The organism is Clostridiaceae bacterium HFYG-1003 (assembly GCA_024579835.1).
Classification (GTDB): Bacteria; Bacillota; Clostridia; order Clostridiales; family Clostridiaceae; genus JG1575.
On sequence record CP102060.1, the window covers coordinates 1670352 to 1686674 of the forward strand.

General features: G+C 38.7%; 11 protein-coding genes. All 11 read right to left on the reverse strand.

What is annotated here, in order from left to right:
- Window positions 1-123 precede the first annotated feature (123 nt).
- On the reverse strand, window positions 124-2481 hold the full coding sequence (locus tag NQU17_07565) for a virulence-associated E family protein (GenBank protein UUM13399.1): 2358 nt from the start codon (window positions 2479-2481) through the stop codon (window positions 124-126).
- On the reverse strand, window positions 2478-2912 hold the full coding sequence (locus NQU17_07570) for a DUF4406 domain-containing protein (protein ID UUM13400.1): 435 nt from the start codon (window positions 2910-2912) through the stop codon (window positions 2478-2480). The genes NQU17_07565 and NQU17_07570 overlap by 4 nt, the downstream gene beginning before the upstream one ends.
- Window position 2913: 1 nt before the next feature.
- Entirely contained in the window at window positions 2914-3696 is a 783-nt protein-coding gene (locus tag NQU17_07575) for a phage antirepressor (protein UUM13401.1), read from the reverse strand.
- Between the two features lie 66 nt (window positions 3697-3762).
- Entirely contained in the window at window positions 3763-4290 is a 528-nt protein-coding gene (locus NQU17_07580; protein ID UUM13402.1) for a sigma-70 family RNA polymerase sigma factor, read from the reverse strand.
- A gap of 367 nt (window positions 4291-4657) precedes the next feature.
- Complete coding sequence (locus NQU17_07585) at window positions 4658-6244, reverse strand: hypothetical protein (GenBank protein ID UUM13403.1); 1587 nt, start codon at window positions 6242-6244, stop codon at window positions 4658-4660.
- Window positions 6219-6971 (reverse strand): M48 family metallopeptidase, encoded by a 753-nt coding sequence (locus NQU17_07590; protein ID UUM13404.1) that lies wholly within the window; start codon window positions 6969-6971, stop codon window positions 6219-6221. Before NQU17_07590 ends, NQU17_07585 begins: the two co-directional genes overlap by 26 nt.
- A complete protein-coding gene (locus NQU17_07595; GenBank protein ID UUM13405.1) occupies window positions 6964-10089 on the reverse strand; it encodes an HsdR family type I site-specific deoxyribonuclease in 3126 nt (1041 codons plus the stop codon). Before NQU17_07595 ends, NQU17_07590 begins: the two co-directional genes overlap by 8 nt.
- A gap of 13 nt (window positions 10090-10102) precedes the next feature.
- Window positions 10103-11284, reverse strand: a complete 1182-nt coding sequence (locus NQU17_07600; protein UUM13406.1) for a restriction endonuclease subunit S — start codon at window positions 11282-11284, stop codon at window positions 10103-10105.
- On the reverse strand, window positions 11278-13968 hold the full coding sequence (locus tag NQU17_07605; GenBank protein ID UUM13407.1) for a type I restriction-modification system subunit M: 2691 nt from the start codon (window positions 13966-13968) through the stop codon (window positions 11278-11280). The genes NQU17_07600 and NQU17_07605 overlap by 7 nt, the downstream gene beginning before the upstream one ends.
- A 36-nt stretch (window positions 13969-14004) precedes the next feature.
- Window positions 14005-14217 carry a type II toxin-antitoxin system Phd/YefM family antitoxin gene (locus NQU17_07610; protein ID UUM13408.1) on the reverse strand — a complete coding sequence of 71 codons (213 nt, stop codon included), beginning with the start codon at window positions 14215-14217 and terminating at the stop codon, window positions 14005-14007.
- Between the two features lie 318 nt (window positions 14218-14535).
- The gene (gene rlmD, locus NQU17_07615; GenBank protein UUM13409.1) at window positions 14536-15903 is read right to left on the reverse strand and encodes a 23S rRNA (uracil(1939)-C(5))-methyltransferase RlmD; all 1368 of its coding nucleotides are present in this window, start codon (window positions 15901-15903) and stop codon (window positions 14536-14538) included.
- Between the last annotated feature and the right edge of the window lie 420 nt (window positions 15904-16323).

The window sequence follows — 16323 nt, forward strand, 5'->3', positions numbered from 1 at the left end:
TATTAATTTATTACTAAGTAGTAAAACTCTTGTTCCACTCATTCCAGTAAAGCCAAAATGTCGGTAATGACTGGGTTTTTAAGAGAACAAGCATAAGGAACAACCATAGAACAAGGAACGACCTTACTCATTCTTCTCGTAACAACGTTGCCTACCGTAAATGGGAAAATTACTTGTTCCGTTCTTGTTCCCTTGGTACTTGTTCCACCCATTAATCTTTTTCATAATGCCTGCAATGGCATAGGAGTCCGCAGGCTTCATGGCGGAGGCATCCCTTCCAAAGCATTCACACCAAATTTCCATATTACAAACAAGCCTACGTTCTACCGTGCCAACACGGGATTCCCCACCAAATTCACTACCGTTTAGGTAATTTCTTCGCTCGTATAAGGACAGGGCATTCCAATCATCGGGTAAAAGCGTATCGAGATAGCTGCGAACAAGGCCTTCTCGCTCATCACTTTCCATGGCATCTGCCTGCTCATTCGTTGCCAACTCTACATCACTGCCCTCTAAATAGAGCTTTTCACCTTTGGCATAAAGCACCAAAGTTTCTGCCCAAATCTGCTCTACATCGTATACGGACATCTGCCATGCTTTTCTTTTACCGTCACCACTAATACGCACTGGCCAGAATCTTCGGTTACCCGTGATGTCTCGCAAAAATCCACTTTCTGCATTGGTAGAGCCGACAATGATACATTGACGTGGGTGGCTTTCAACATTCACCCCATAACTGGCACGGTATTTATCATCCGATCTTGAAATAAAGGATTTCACAACCTCCACATCGGTTTTTCGCATGCCAGCTAGTTCGCCCAGTTCTAAGATCCAGTATCCTTGAAGTTTTTCAGGGCCTGCTTTGTCTTTCATATCCGTGAGGGTTAAACTATCAGAAAACCAATCGCCTGCAAGCTTTGCAAAGAAGGTAGACTTACCGATGCCTTGTGGTCCATTCAGAATTAAAACGCTGTCGAATTTCGTGCCAGGATGAACAATTCTAGCGACTGCTGCCACCATCATTTTTCTAGTAACGGCTCTGGTATAGGAATTATCTGTTGCATTAAAATAATCAATCAGTAAGGTCTCAACGCGATCGGTTCCATCCCACTCTGGTAGATGATCCAGGTATTCTTTTATAGGATGATAGGATCGCTCTGCTGCGACTGCTAGTATTGCGTCCTTTGTTTTGGTTGGGGAGTAGATGCCATATTTATTAGATAGATAAACTTTAAGGGCTGCATTATCTGAATCATTCCAGCCGCCCTTCATCTGTTCCCAAGGCAGTCCGTCTCTAGCATCGATTCCATCACGGTGCTTATTAAAAGCAATGGATTCTAGTTCTGAATCGTTACGGATGATGAGAACGATATTATCCAAGGTGTCCTTAATCTTTCCTTGCTTATCCAGTTCCAGTGCTGTCTGCCAATTGTCCTCCGTAAAATCAATCGTTGCCTGCTCCATCCGCTCTTTCGTAAACTGTGCTTTTACTTCGTCGTCTTGGATAGCAAATTCACACATATTGATAAAGGATGGTAGTTTACTTGGTGGCGTGCTTTCTGTCGCTCGATCATCAAAATGACCAAATCGGTGGATGCGAACAAGGTCAAAAGCATTAAGTAGTCTCCCACTTGCAGGATCTGTTGCGTGGTGGGAATAGGCAAACTTATCATCATAGAGGATGACACCGGCACTAGAATCAGCCGGGATATAATCATAGCGACCAATCATTGCTGAAGGCTCGTATATATCCTTTAAGAACGTATCGATCGCTCGGCTAACTGAGTAGGTGCGGCAAAAAGTACCGATGACACCTTCTTTAGAAAGTGGATCGGCTTGTTCTTTTAATGAGCGGTCAAGGATTTCTGACTGCCTAGAGGATACGGGCCAAGTACTGGTGTCTCGCCAATCATCGTATTTATTTAGAAATACATCAGGATCAAGGAGAGAACCATCTTTTTCCTCATACACAAAAATGCCGTTTCTAGAAGTAGACGGCCAATACATTAATCGTTCCGGCTCATAGGTCGTATCATCAAAAAGGTCGATGCCGATTTCTTTTGCGACCATGCGACTAACAGCAGCATACTCTTCCTCTCCCACATCACGAAAGAGAGGAATAATCAGCCTTAGTCTTGGATTTTCTGGAGTATGTTTATGAGTAGAATAGATGCAACACTGATATGGGAAGAAGGTAGAGATTTCTTCCCATATAGTACTTGTGCCATAATCCATATCAAGGGTGAGCATGGAGCGTGATAGAACATTCCCTTTTTTACGTCTACCATCTTTTAAGTGACCGCCAACAAAACCTCCGACATCTTTAATGGAATCTTGACCACCTTTTCTCATTTTTCGATATTCTTCTACGGTTTCAGTGGTACGCTGTGTGTTCTTAACCCGGGAGCAAAAGTCCTCCCAGCTGATGTCTGTGTTTTTCCATTTCTTATCCATTCGGCTGTTACCGTATGCTATCTTCATAGAGACTCTACCTCCTCAAAATCTTTATTAAAGTATCTAACCGGCTGTCTGCGCTTCTTTGCTTTTTCAATTTCAATACTCATGCCTCTTGAGATCACATCACCTAGCACCCAGACCTCTTGGCATTTGCCCATCAGGATAATATCCATGAAAATAGCAAGGTCACGTTCCTGTTCATTGCTGTCATCCATGAACTGAGGAAATAGAAGGTGAGGAGCAAGCGGGATATTGCCCTTATCTAAAGCAAAACGGCAAAATGCTCGTGTGCGCTTATTGTTGTTTTCAATATCGCCACTAAAAGGAGAGCAAATATAGACAAGGGGCTTAAAGGCAGCTTTTGCTGCTGCCTTTTCCTCACGAGTGATATTGCTAAGTGCTTTATGAGGAGTTGGGTCATGATACCCTTCTGCGTTGTTCATATTGATTCCCATATCACACCTCCATCTCAATCTGCGGATAAATACCATCCACCTTTAATTGTTCGTAGATAAAAAGTCTTCCTTTTTGCGTCCACTTGGTATGCACTTTCGTATGCTTTATACCTTTGCTATCTTCGTAAATATGAGTGTTGGTTTTGGTATATCCATTGGGAGCATACTTTTGATAAAGAAGCCAAATGTCACCTTGCTTAAACTGAATCCCTTTTTCATGAAGGTATTCGTTCATACGCATGGCACTCCAGCCATAATCTTTGGCAATCACAGAAATGTTTACCGCATCCCTGCATTTAAGAACCACATCATAATAAGTAGCCTTGGGTTTCATCTCAGCAATCTGCTGCTGACCAATCGCAACGGCCGCCATCAACTCCTTGTTCTTTTCACGCTCTTCTTTTAATGCAGTAAATGCAGCAATGGCCAGGTCAGGATTTGCGATTAAATCATCCGTAGCATATAGTCCGTGTTTGCGAATAGCAGGAAGGACTTCATTGGTGACCCAGCGTTTAAACTTTTTAGCATTTGGCATCATGCTTGAGAGGATGAGGCTATAGAGACCGGATTCATTGATAGCAGTCATCGTTTGATTTCTTCCGATGGCGTCACGAATCGTTACGCCATCCTTGTCCTCTTCGTCAACATGGTCAATTAATGCTTTGCGAGTATTTGCATAACCGAGAATATCAGCTACATCCTTACCTACGAAATAAGGTTGCCCGCCAATCAATGTAGTGCGTACAGAGCCAAACTCTGCATTTTTGTAAACTTGTAATTCCATTCGAATTACCTCCTTGTATTTTTAATTGGAGGTCTTGACCTCCTACCTAGTAGCCTTGGGAGAAGGTCAAATCTGACGGTTGTCAATTTCTTTTCTTAATTTTTGTGTAGCTCGCTTTAATTTCTGAGTAATGTTGTTTTCGCTAACACCGATGGAACTCGCATACTCACGGATAGACATACCGTCAATGCGTACTGCAATGAACATATCTGCCCAATCCTGCTTTTTACCAAGAGTGGTGCGTATCCATTGGCAGACAGATTCGTACTCATCTTGGAAACTCCGTTCTATCTCATCTTTTCTAAAAACTCTATCATCGACTACTTCTTTCATTAGAGGTTCTGAAGTATCACACTCCTGACCATCTGCATTTGGTTTTGCTATTGAATATCCCTTGTACCTATCAAATTTGTGCCAGTTATTGTATTCGGGCTTATTAAATTTTTCATTGAAGGCATCTTGAATTAACCGTTCTTTGTCAGAGTTTGGAAGCTCATCACCTTCGAGCGATAAACTAATCCACATTTCCTCAGTTTCTTTTTCATTAAGTTCGATAATCTGAAATTTGTTGTCGTATCTTACTGATAATCTCATTAGATTCTCCTATCCCGTCTTGGAAGGCGGCGGAGACTAATGATTCTTTGAAAAAAATGACCAACAGAATTACTTCCTAAAATTACGTATAGGAAATAAAACGGAGGAACACAAATTTTCTAATAACCTGTTATTGGCTATCTTAGAATCATTTATGAATCCGCCGTCTTCTGCTGGCCAGCTTTAGACGCATTTAATTTTTGTAAAGCTTGTACCTTACATTTATAAATATAATAGGTTTCAAAATTTCACGACCAACTCGTTGAGTTGGTCCAAATTTGCCTATTTATCAGCCTTTTCTAAATTTGGGCATAAAAAAAGAACCCCTTTCGGGGTCCTAAACCAACTCACTGAGTTATCAACTTTTTTATTCTTTTATTTTACTACCTAATTCTGGAATACCGCTCTGTTCTAAAATGCTGTTAAAATTATCAAGCGATAGTCCGGGCATAACATCTAATATATGTATATAAGTCATGTCGGGATCCTCGTAATAATTCAGTTTGTTCTTCGAGCGTTCAAATAGTTTTTGAGTAATACGAGAACTTAAGCGCATACCTACACAGATTGCCATCAAAACATTTGTTCCCATATCTTCGTACTTATTATTCTTAATTTTGCCATGATAGTTTTTATGGAGTCCTGTCTCTTCATTGAATTTCTCAGGATAAATCCATTTTCTATTTTCCATCAAAAACCATATGCAATCACATAATGTTTTGGTAGGGTCGCCAAGTAATTTCATAAGTTCAATTTCTTCATCTACATCATAGCAAGCCAATTGTTTAGAAAATGCTTGATATACTTCTTCTGGTTCATTTATTAGATCAGATTGAAATTTAGGATGAAATGTAAGAAGTCTATTATCAATTCCTTCTACCTTATTTAGGATTGCATAACCAATGAAGTCTTTTTCTGTATTGTTATATGCCACATATCTTTGTTCTCGAATATTGATGGCACATCTAGAGAGATTTTGCTTTGCCTTTGGTGTTAGATGGAGAACCCCATCTTCTTGTACAACATATTGGTTATTAGCAAGTACAAAATATCCCTCAGCGTATACAAAATGCCGCTCTTTTATCCAATTTTTCAGTGTTGTATCAGAGTTAATTATTTGTATTGCTTCTACTGGGGTTAACTTAACAAAGTCTTTATTACTGTGGATTTCTTCATAGACATCATTGTAATCAGAGAAATCAGATATGGTATCCTCTAAACCAACTTCAATCAATCTATATTTTACTGATAGTCTTGACGTTATAAAAAAGCTACTTAAATCCTCAATCAAGGCATCACAAGAGTATATCGTATTTTCACCAGATGCTTTATACTGCTCAATAAACTCTAATGCTTTCTTTTTGAAGCTGTTCTTGGGCATCAGAACTCTAGGTGCTAATCTATGTGCTTGCCATTCCAACCATCGAACTTCATTTTCCTTTGTCTTCTTTCCTTCAGGTGGAGTAAAGAAAGTCTCCGATTGTCGGCATAAAATTGGATATAGTTTTTCAGATTCGTTCTTATTTTTAACCTTAAGAATTTGAAAATAAGTTTTATCTTTTTCCCAGTGGAGTGCTTCATGAATGAGCGTATTTCTTTTCGAACCTTCACCATATACAGCCTCAGACAAGGGGTCAATTAATACTGTTCCAGCACTGAAGGAAGTTGATAAATATTTACCTGTTTCCCTATCATAAATATCCACATCTGCATCCAGAAGTAAACAACATCCAAAAATATCTAGATCGCTTGATAAATGAGCCTCTTGAACAGTAAGCCCCATATCCTTAAGAATGTCATCAACTGGAAGAGGCATCGGTTCAACCAATGCCTGTTTGCAGTATTTAGTCAGAAATTTTGTAGCATAGTCATCAAGGCGATTCTTTCCAAGAATCAGAGCACCTGATTTTTTATTGACATCGAATATATCACTTGGAGTTATCTTCCTCTTCATAATCTACCTGTTCTCCTTTTTCAATATGATCTAAAGGCAACTCTGACAATAACTTTTTTGCCTCTTTCCAGGTAGGGTAGAACTCCTCCACAAGCGAATTGAATCTATGGGTGTGATTCTTTTCTAACAGGTGTACCAGTTCATGGATAACAACATATTCAAGACATTCTATTGGCTTCTTGGCTAGCTGTAGATTAATCCATATTCTTTTTTTATCAATATTGCATGTACCCCACTTAGTTTTCATATTCTTAATTTTGTACTCATTAGCATGGAGGTTTGTTTTTGTTTCACACCTCGAAACAACTCCGTCTAACACTCGTTTAAGTTCCTCTCTGTACCATTCATTAAATGCCCTCTCCCTTGATTCTTTAGTTGATCTTTCGGGAGCAGTCAATATTATCTTGTTTGGTAGTTTTGAAATTTCGTATTTGTTTCCTTCATAGATAACTTGTAGCCGATATGGCTTACCCCACAGGTAATGGGATTCTCCTGAAACATATTCTCTCTCTGTTTGACGTGCCTGTGATAGCATCCTGTCTCTTACCTTAGTGATTTCTGGCATTTTCTTTAATACAAAGAGCCTTATTTCTTCATCAGGATAATCACTAGGAGTACTAACTGTTACACTACCTTCTGGTGGATTCACCCTGATATATAGATTTTTAAGATTTTTCTTTTTTATAATTTCTATTGGCAACCCGCCAATTATTTCTTCATTACACATCGTATTCTGCCTGCCTTTCAGCTATTTCGAAGACCGTAGCAGTTTCTTGCGTTGCTTCATCTTCGTCATAACCATATACCAATAAATTTTCATATATAGCAAGCCTTATGTTTTGTTGTTTCTGAAAATTCCTTTTCCAATCAGGACGTAATGCACTATGGACAGCACTATCAATATTTACTGCTAAAGTCTCGTCTTTATTAAAGTAATCAAAGTAAGCCCTTCTAGCTTCACTAGTCTTAACGGTATCAGGATAATCCAAGCTATCTTCAGGATGCAAAATCGCTTGTGCCAACTCAACAACTTGCCGTAAATACTCCTCGTAACTCATAGCTTCTATTCGCCTCTGGTCGATTAGCACTTGGAGCATTTCTGATAACTTTCCATAATAAACTTGGTTAGATGACATCTTCTTTACAATTTCATGCTGCAAGTTATTTTCTATGATCTCTGCTTTAGCATTTTCATTACCTGGAAGACCTTGTACCAGAGCCTCTATTGGTGTTGTTGAAGTGTTTTCGAGTAACAATTCAACCAATGACATATTGCCAAGTTCACTTACAACCGTAGAGTCTTCTGCACGTATGTAAGTATCAAGGATATAGCGCATATCAGCCTCATATGGTTTTAAATCGATATAATCACAGCTTGCTAGTTTAACCATTTCTTTTATTTTGTTATAACCTGAAATATTACTTCTTAGTTTGACAACTTGATTCTCTGAATAACCATAATCGCTCACAAGTTTATCACTGCAGTTAGCAAAAGAGCGTGTTAGAGAGGCGGTAAGAGTATACAAAATATCTCTGCGCCCAGTGTTTTCATCATCTTCGCTGTTCTCACCACAAAAATAGTCAATATAATCCGTATCTTCCTTAGGATCATTTACATTTTCTAATAAATCCTTCAGCGATGCAATTGCTCCCACCATCTCAGATTTAGCTTCGTCATAACGATTCTTGATAAGCCCCTCAACGTCTTCCTTATCAAAACTATCGAAAGCTTCCGTAGTATAATCTGCAACTGCAAGCTGCACATTGCGAAACAAGTCCATGTAATCTACGATGTAACCATAGTCCTTATCCTCGCCATCTGGTCTATTAACTCGGCAGATTGCCTGGAAAAGGTCATGATCCCTCATAGATTTATCAATATATAAATATGTCGCTGTGGGAGCATCAAAACCTGTTAATAGCTTGTCTACAACGATAAGAAGTTTCATTTTAGCTGGTTCTTTTTTAAACTGTTCTTTTACTTCTTTCTCAAATTCAGACAATTTTTTGCCCTTAAGCATACGCTCATAAATAGATTTCTTATATTCTTCTTCGCCCTCTTGGCTCAAATCACTCGTTGCAGTTCTTACACTTGCTGTTGAAGGCTCAAATGAAGTAACAATCGCACACTTGTTAAAGCCGTTGCTCGTGAAAATATCCCAGTATCTGCAAGCCTCGTATATACTATTTGCCACAAGCATGGCTGTACCACGCTCATTTTTCAGACGAGGTTTTAAATTCATGTCGAAAATGATATCGCTAGCTATTTTCTCAAGTCTTTGTTTTGAACTATATAATTTGTTGATTGATGTCCAACTTTGTTTCAGCTGTATTTTTGCTCTATCTGTAAGACCTAAAGTTTTATTATCAAACCATAAATCGACCTTGTCTTTACTAGATAAGTCTTGGTCAACATCTCTTGCTTCATAACGTAAATCAAGAACAACACCATCTTGAACACCTTCATCAAATTTATAAGTATGGATGTAAGGTCCAAAAGTCTCAAGACTGGTCGCTTTATCTTTTTTAAGCAGTGGAGTACCTGTAAAACCAATAAGTAACGCTTCAGGCATCAGTACTTTAACAGCCTCGTGCAATTTTCCCGAGTTAGTACGATGGCACTCGTCAATAAAAGCTATAATATTCCCTTTTGCTTTAAAGTCAGCAGGGAGGTCTTTTATCAGTTCTTTACGATATTGATCCACGTCAGATTGTTTACCTGCATTATGTCCGTATTTATGAATCAAAGAGCAGATAATAGAATCATCATTTTTATTCAGAATCTCTCTTAAATCAGCACTGCTTTTTGTTCTTCGTACTTTTTCATTTACATCAATAAACAGGCTTTCAATTTGGTCATCAAGCTCATCTCGGTCGGTGATGATTACCACTCGGCTATCTGCTACGTTCTCAATAATCCACTTTGTAAGCCAAACCATAATTAAGGATTTACCTGAACCTTGTGTGTTCCAGATTATGCCACCTTCGCCTGCGAGAATCTTTTTCCTAGCTGCAATATTAGCAAAATACTGATTATGCCTTGCAACTTTCTTCACTCCTGCATCAAAAATAATAAAGTCGTGGATCAGTGAAAGAAACCTCTCTTTATGACAAAGAGAAATTACACCATCTCTTAGTTTATTTCGTTCTCTAGATTGAATACCTTTAACAGTCGTTGAAAGTTCATCACTAGCTTTAATATCTTCTTTCCAGTTTAAATAATACTTTTCAGGAGTTTCGATTGTTCCATACTTCAGCCCTTCAGCTTCGTTACCAGCAAAGAGAAACTGCGTAGTACTAAAGAAGTTCTGAATATACTCTTTTTTTTGGTTTGTGAGATTCTGACGAATTCCCTCACCAATACTCACACATGAACGCTTTAACTCAAATATGCCAAGAGCAATGCCGTTTATATACAGCACAACATCAGGGCGTTTTCTTTCTATTTGATTAAAGCAAAGAACACTTACTTCTTCGGCAGCATAAAAATCATTGTTCTCGACATTGTTCCAGTCGATAAAATGGACTGTTTGACGATTCTTATTTTCATCTTTAACACCTTGCTTGCCATAGCGGAGTAGGGAATAGACTTCTTTATTGATTTGGTAAAGACTATCTACTTGATTACTTGCTTTTGAAACAAGCTCAGTTACAGCTTTGGAAATCTGGTCTTTCGTATAACCTCGTTTTTCAAGATTCTTATTCAGCAAATCTTCTCTGATAGGTTTGTTATTCTGATCCTCTAGATTTCCGAGATACGTATAACCAAGACCACCGTCTTCCTCTTTATCTATTAACCAGTGAAGGACCTTGTTTTGCAATTTTCTTTCTAAATCAACAGACATAGCCTTTACCTCCTCATACTTTAAGACGCACACGGCCTGTTAAGAGGTCGTCCATTGCACCTTCTTTAATTTGCATCATTTTTTCTTTTTCTATTTCGAGAGATTCTATTTCTTCGTCCATTGCTGTCAGAACTTCGGCAATTGCATGTTGTTCTTTTATTTCCCTCGGAAGTCGTATATTTATATTTTTTATTAGCGTCTTATTTAATCCACCACGTCCACCATCACCTGATGAATGCTCTCTTAAATCAACATACATATTTTCAAATAAGTAGTATAAGAACTTGGGATCCGTTTTATCTGATGGGACTAATGCAGCTAAGGATTGGTTTAATGCCATTGGGTAAGCTAGAAACGCTGCTGTCCCCCTAGTCTTTCCTTGTCCTGCCAGTGCGATTAATACCGAATCTTTTGGTGCTATTTTAGCTGATGAATTATTCAAACCAATTTCTGTAATATTTCTGGTTGCTTTGGTAATTATTTTTTGATGTATTTCTGTAGAAGCAAGCCATGGAATTGCCCCGCCCCAGTATTTGTCTATCGTGGTTGATGGAGTACCTCCTGTAATAATTGCACTTGTTAAACTTGCTACTGTTGATTCTGTCCAATCACCATCAAACCCATCAACTCTTGTTCTCCCACTAACCAAATCTTCTAAAGCACCTTCACGAATTGCTTTTTTCTTTTCGATTAGTTCAGATAGATTGTCGATATGCTCGTCAAAATCTGATAATACTGAAGCAACGGCTTGTTGTTCTTTAGAAGAAAGAAGCGGGATTTTATACTCTTCAGTAACAGCTAATGAAATCTGCGAAAAAGAACTTCTTCCTTCTCCAGCATTTCTGAAATAATCAACATTATGTTTCAGATAATAAAAAAGAAATTTTACCGCATATACATCAGATGACGTATAGCCCCACATCTCATTTTTAAATGTACAAGGGACATTGCAATAAATAAAGTCTATTAACCCTCTTGATTGAACAATTACTACAGGATCATTAATAATATTTGCATTGGACAAATCTGATACATTTGCTCTAATCTCTGTTGCTCCTCCGGCAAAAACTCTTATCGCTCCAGTAGCAGATTTTATTTCATTCATTCTTTCTGCAGTTATAGGAGTTCCTCTAACACGCTTATATATATTTTTTATTTCGTTATACTCAATAATATCTTTAGAATGAGTTACCATGTGTATCCCATCCTTTCTAATGCAGATTTAACTTTAGCCTTCGACAGAGCTGTCTTTTCTTCAACCTCTCCTAAAGTGTGCTCATAGCGTTTGGCAATTAAAACAACCTTTGAGGCGAGACTATTCAGTACCTGATCAATAGCATCAGTAATATCATTTTCAAGTCTTGCCATCCACTTTTTGTCAAAGAGTAAATGCTTTACTTCATCAATCGTTAGTTCCCCGTATTTAGCAAGTACTAAATCATCCAGTTCTTTTCGAGCATCTTTAATCGCTTTGTCAGCTTCTTCTTTTGCAGTTAACTTAGCTTGGTAAGAAAGAAGAGCATTATATTCCTCAATATATGTTCCAGGCATTATTGCATTATCATTTGCTTCTTTTAATGCATTTTTAAGCTTAGCCTTTCCGAAAGAACCGTTCTTATTTCTAAGTTCATATATCTTCAGCTCACTATTTACTTTGACAATTTTCTCCATCTCTGAAGTACTGCCTGCATCAAATAATTCAATAAGTTTTGTAATGTCATCAATCACTTCAGAAGTCTTTTTTCTTTCAAGTTCTTTTATCTGCTTATTCAGATTTGCCTTAGGTATACCGTCACCTTTTTCATTCAATGCATTTATAAGCAAGCCTTCGTCACCTGATTCTTCTTCTCTCATTTCATCCAGTTCAGATTCAAGCAATGCAGATTTCTCAATTAGCTCATTAAGAGCCATTAACTCAGTTTCAAAATACTCCCGTTCAATAATGTCTCTCGAAATTAAAGTACCTTCAAAAGACTTCATTTTTGAAGTATCATCGACTTTTATTTCTTCTCCATTTTCATCTTTAGCTTTCTTTTGAGCGTATACATATTCAATCTCGCGTCCCGCATCATATCCACTCGCTTTTATTACATATACATCATCTTGCATTTTCTCATTCCAATAATTAAGCAAGAAGTCGTACACATCGTAATTGTCTAAAAGTTTTGCCGATTCAAAATCACTTAAAATTTCAATGCCCAAGCTTCGAATTAATTCTTTTGGATTTGTATCTGTATTAACGTTGAGTAATAAATCTTTTACTTTATTTTTCCATGCCTCGAATAGAGAACCGTATTCAGTTTCCTTTTCAACCTTTATATTTTTATCTTCAGAAATGACTGTTTCAATTTCATTTGGTTTTATAGCAAGATTATAGACTTTATGATCTTCATCGACACAAGTGAATATCTCTTGTCTTAACTGGGGCGATATTTTCCAGAGTCTCTCTAAAGAGTTAATATCGACTTCTGGAATACCTCCCTTAAGATGAGATGATATATTTTGAGGCAATGTGTCATCAATCTTTTTGATATAGCGAGGCACATTTAAGTTCCCATCATTCTCTTCTAGGATTTTTTTATAGGTAACAAATTTAGAGTATCCCTCAATCTCTTCTTTGTTAATAAAGGTTTGAACTATTTTCTCAATGTCTTGTTCACGAAGGCGGTTCTTGTTTCCGTCTTTCTTAAATCCACGGCTTGCATCAATCATAAAAATGCCTTCACGTTTATCCGCTTCTTCTTTGTCAATAATAATGATACAGGCAGGAATGCCTGTGCCATAAAACAAGTTTGTAGGCAATCCAACAATACCTTTTATATATTTCTTATCAATAACCGCTTTTCTAATAATTTCTTCTGCATTAGGTCTAGATAGTACACCGTGTGGCAGAATAATCCCTGCCTTACCGTTGCTTTCCAATGCTTTTAGAACATGCAAAAACCAAGCGTAGTCTCCATTCTTTTCTGGCGGAATGCCATAACCATCAAACCGCTTGTATTTGTCTTCAGATGGTTTAATTCCATCAGTCCAGTCTTTATCAGAAAATGGTGGGTTCATGACAATAAAATCGAATTTTCTAAGTCCACCAAAATCATCAGTATATTGTGGATTAGCTAATGTATTTCCGCTTTTAATTTCACCTGTACCTTTGTTATGTAGGATGAAGTTCATCTTTGCTAAACCAGCAGTATCAGGATATTTTTCTTGTCCAAATATTGTAACTATGGAATCTCCATTATCATCAGTTGGTGCTTCATCTGCTGCACGAATAAGTAAAGATCCACTTCCCGCCGCAGGATCATGGAGGGTCCATTTCTTTCCTGTCTCTTGTTTAATATCGCCAATGCCAATAAGTCTAGCTATAATACGTGATACCTCACTAGGTGTATAAAACTGTCCCTTACTCTTACCAGACTCTTGAGCGAATTTCATCATAAAGTATTCATATGCATCTCCAATGATGTCATCGCCACTGGCTCTGTTACTTTTAAAGTCAATCGCAGGATTCTGGAAAATAGCAATAAGACCAGAAACTTTATCAACGAGTTCTTTACCAGAACCTAGTTCATCTGGATTGTTAAAGCTTACATCAGGAAGCGCACCTACTAACTTATTATCTTCTAGAAACTTTTGAAGAATTACGTCTACTCTTTCGCCAACATCTGGCTTACCTTTTGCAGCAATCAAGTCGTCAAATGAGGCACCTTCATTTACTGTAAATTCAGCAAAACGTTGCCCTTTGTATCGATCTGATACATACTTAAAAAATAACAATACAAGCACATAATCTTTATACCTTGAAGGTTCTACTCCACCTCTTAATTTATTACAAGCCTCCCATAATAGGGAATACAATTCTGATTTTTTCACGGCCATTCATTTAACCTCTCTCATCTCTTAGTTGTTTTATATTCAGTATTCAGTTATATCTATTCCTGCTTTTAATAGCCTTTCGTATCTCTCGTGAGAAATAAGCACTGCTACAGGCTTTCCATTTTTCAAAACAAAAGCAGTTTTATCTTCATCTGATAAACCTGTGATTAATTTAGAGGATTGTCCTCTAAGAAAATCTGACATGTTATAAAACTCCATTGGTTGTTTTTGGGCTTTATCTTCCTTATCCATACCTAAATCCACCTTTTCTTTTTATAATAACATATAGACATTGCTATTTCAACCTGTTTATGCACTTATAAAGTAATTACTTTTAACACCCTTTTTAACTTGATAATCCTCTGAACATACTAGCTATCTTGTCAACTCACTATTATTTCGCCAACTATCTTATCAACTCACTTAGTCATCTGCGGTATTTGCTGATGACTTTTTAAGTTCAACAATCTTAGATAACTTCCCTCAAAGCAAAAAACCATGATTATCCTTCCAGCTTAGAACCAGACCTCAAATCACGGAAAGCCTTTATTTACTTATCTTATTGCACCCTTACTTATCGACCCTTGACATCAATACCACCGTCTCAACGTGGTTCGTATTGGGATAGTTATCCATCAGAACCAGATCATGGATTGCGTAGTCGGTCATCTTCATGACATCCTGAACCATTGTTTTGGGATTGCAGGAGACATAGATGATCTGTTCTGCCTTGAACTCCAGGAGGTACTGGAGTGCTTTGGGGTGGATTCCGCCTCTGGGGGGATCTACCACGATCAAATCGGGGGCTTTGGTTAGTGTGGCTATGACGTCTTTCACATCACCGGCGAGGAATGTGGCATTATCATTTCCGTTGATTTTGGCGTTCTCCTGTGCCATCTGAACGGCCTCTTCAATAATTTCGACTCCTGTCACGTGTTTGGCGTAAGGAGCCAGGATGTTGCCGATGGTACCGGTCCCGCAGTACAGGTCGAACACATCTTTCACTGCAAGATCTCCGGCAAACTCCAGAACCTGCCGGTACATACGCTCGGCCGCTTCTGTGTTGGTTTGGAAGAAGCTTTGCGGGGAGATTCTGAAATTCAGTCCACAGACAATCTCATGAATATAGGGCTCCCCATACAACAGATCCAGCCGGTCTGCCACTACGGCATCCTGAAGTGAATCATTGGTCATGTGCCAGATCGAGGTCAGCTTGCCAGACAAGTCTGTCTTAAGCAGTTCGTTGGCCCAAGCCAGGGGATCGAGTTCTGGGTCGGTGGCGGTCACGAGAATTGCCATTAACTCTCCGGTTCGCTTGCCTTCCCGGATGATCAGATTGCGCAGGGTTCCCTGATGGCTCATCGGCCAGTAGTAGGGTATTCCAGTTGCACTGAAGTGATCCAGCGTAGCACGCAGCAGGCGATTGAAATCTTCCGATACCAGTTGGCACTGATCCACCGTAATAATTGAGTTCTTGCGACTCAGGTAATGAAGTCCAAGACTAAGGGGTGCACCCTTGGTTTCATCCCCGAAGGTGTACTCCATTTTGTTTCGATAATGATACTGCTCCGGGCTGGAGTGTATACCGTGATATCGAACCGGGATCAAGCCGCCGGCTTCCATCATCTCAAGGACTTCTTTTTCCTTCCAGCGAATCTGAAGGTCATACGGGACTTCCTGGCTCATGCAACCGCCGCATTTTAAGTAATGAACGCACTTGGGCTCAACTTCCCATGGTGCTGCCTTTACTTTATCCAGAACCATCATCTGACCGATGCCCTGCTTGTTTTTCAGATGCCGCCCCAGAATGACCTGACCTGGAAACATATGCTTGGCATGCATCTCCTGACCTTCCACATACCCCACGCCAATGCCCGGATAGGTGGTATCTATGATCTCCATCTCATATTCTGGTCGGTTTCGTCTTCTTTTTTCCATGGACTTGTTAGCTCCGCCTTTCGGTAAATTTCATTTGAACGCCTGTCCTAATACATAACTTTCGAATTGGTGAATTCAATCAGAGCTATGATCACTACCACCAGGTTTACCAGGAGGAAGCTGTATTTCAACAAGTCAGGCAGCGTACGATAAATATAATTGCTCATCAGATCCGAATTGATCAATAAAAAGTTTTGGATCATGAAGTAGTTTATAAGGAACGATAGATACATAAACAGACTGTTATAGAACATATTCGTCCGGGATTTAAACATACTGATTTTGATCGCCACTATGAAGTTCAGGATGGCACTCATAATCAAAAAAATCGCGATCGGGTACTCCCTCATGTATATTCCGAAGATCCCGTAAAACACAGAAAAATAAATGCTGAAAATCTGGATGACAACACGTCTCATA

What these genes read in the sequence shown, in the direction of transcription:
- NQU17_07565 (UUM13399.1), bottom strand. Translation starts at nt 2,481, where the DNA reads ATGAAGATAGCATACGGTAACAGCCGAATGGATAAGAAATGGAAAAAC.
- NQU17_07570 (UUM13400.1), bottom strand. Translation starts at nt 2,912, where the DNA reads ATGGGAATCAATATGAACAACGCAGAAGGGTATCATGACCCAACTCCT.
- NQU17_07575 (UUM13401.1), bottom strand. Translation starts at nt 3,696, where the DNA reads ATGGAATTACAAGTTTACAAAAATGCAGAGTTTGGCTCTGTACGCACT.
- NQU17_07580 (UUM13402.1), bottom strand. Translation starts at nt 4,290, where the DNA reads ATGAGATTATCAGTAAGATACGACAACAAATTTCAGATTATCGAACTT.
- NQU17_07585 (UUM13403.1), bottom strand. Translation starts at nt 6,244, where the DNA reads ATGAAGAGGAAGATAACTCCAAGTGATATATTCGATGTCAATAAAAAA.
- NQU17_07590 (UUM13404.1), bottom strand. Translation starts at nt 6,971, where the DNA reads ATGTGTAATGAAGAAATAATTGGCGGGTTGCCAATAGAAATTATAAAA.
- NQU17_07595 (UUM13405.1), bottom strand. Translation starts at nt 10,089, where the DNA reads ATGTCTGTTGATTTAGAAAGAAAATTGCAAAACAAGGTCCTTCACTGG.
- NQU17_07600 (UUM13406.1), bottom strand. Translation starts at nt 11,284, where the DNA reads ATGGTAACTCATTCTAAAGATATTATTGAGTATAACGAAATAAAAAAT.
- NQU17_07605 (UUM13407.1), bottom strand. Translation starts at nt 13,968, where the DNA reads ATGGCCGTGAAAAAATCAGAATTGTATTCCCTATTATGGGAGGCTTGT.
- NQU17_07610 (UUM13408.1), bottom strand. Translation starts at nt 14,217, where the DNA reads ATGGATAAGGAAGATAAAGCCCAAAAACAACCAATGGAGTTTTATAAC.
- rlmD (UUM13409.1), bottom strand. Translation starts at nt 15,903, where the DNA reads ATGGAAAAAAGAAGACGAAACCGACCAGAATATGAGATGGAGATCATA.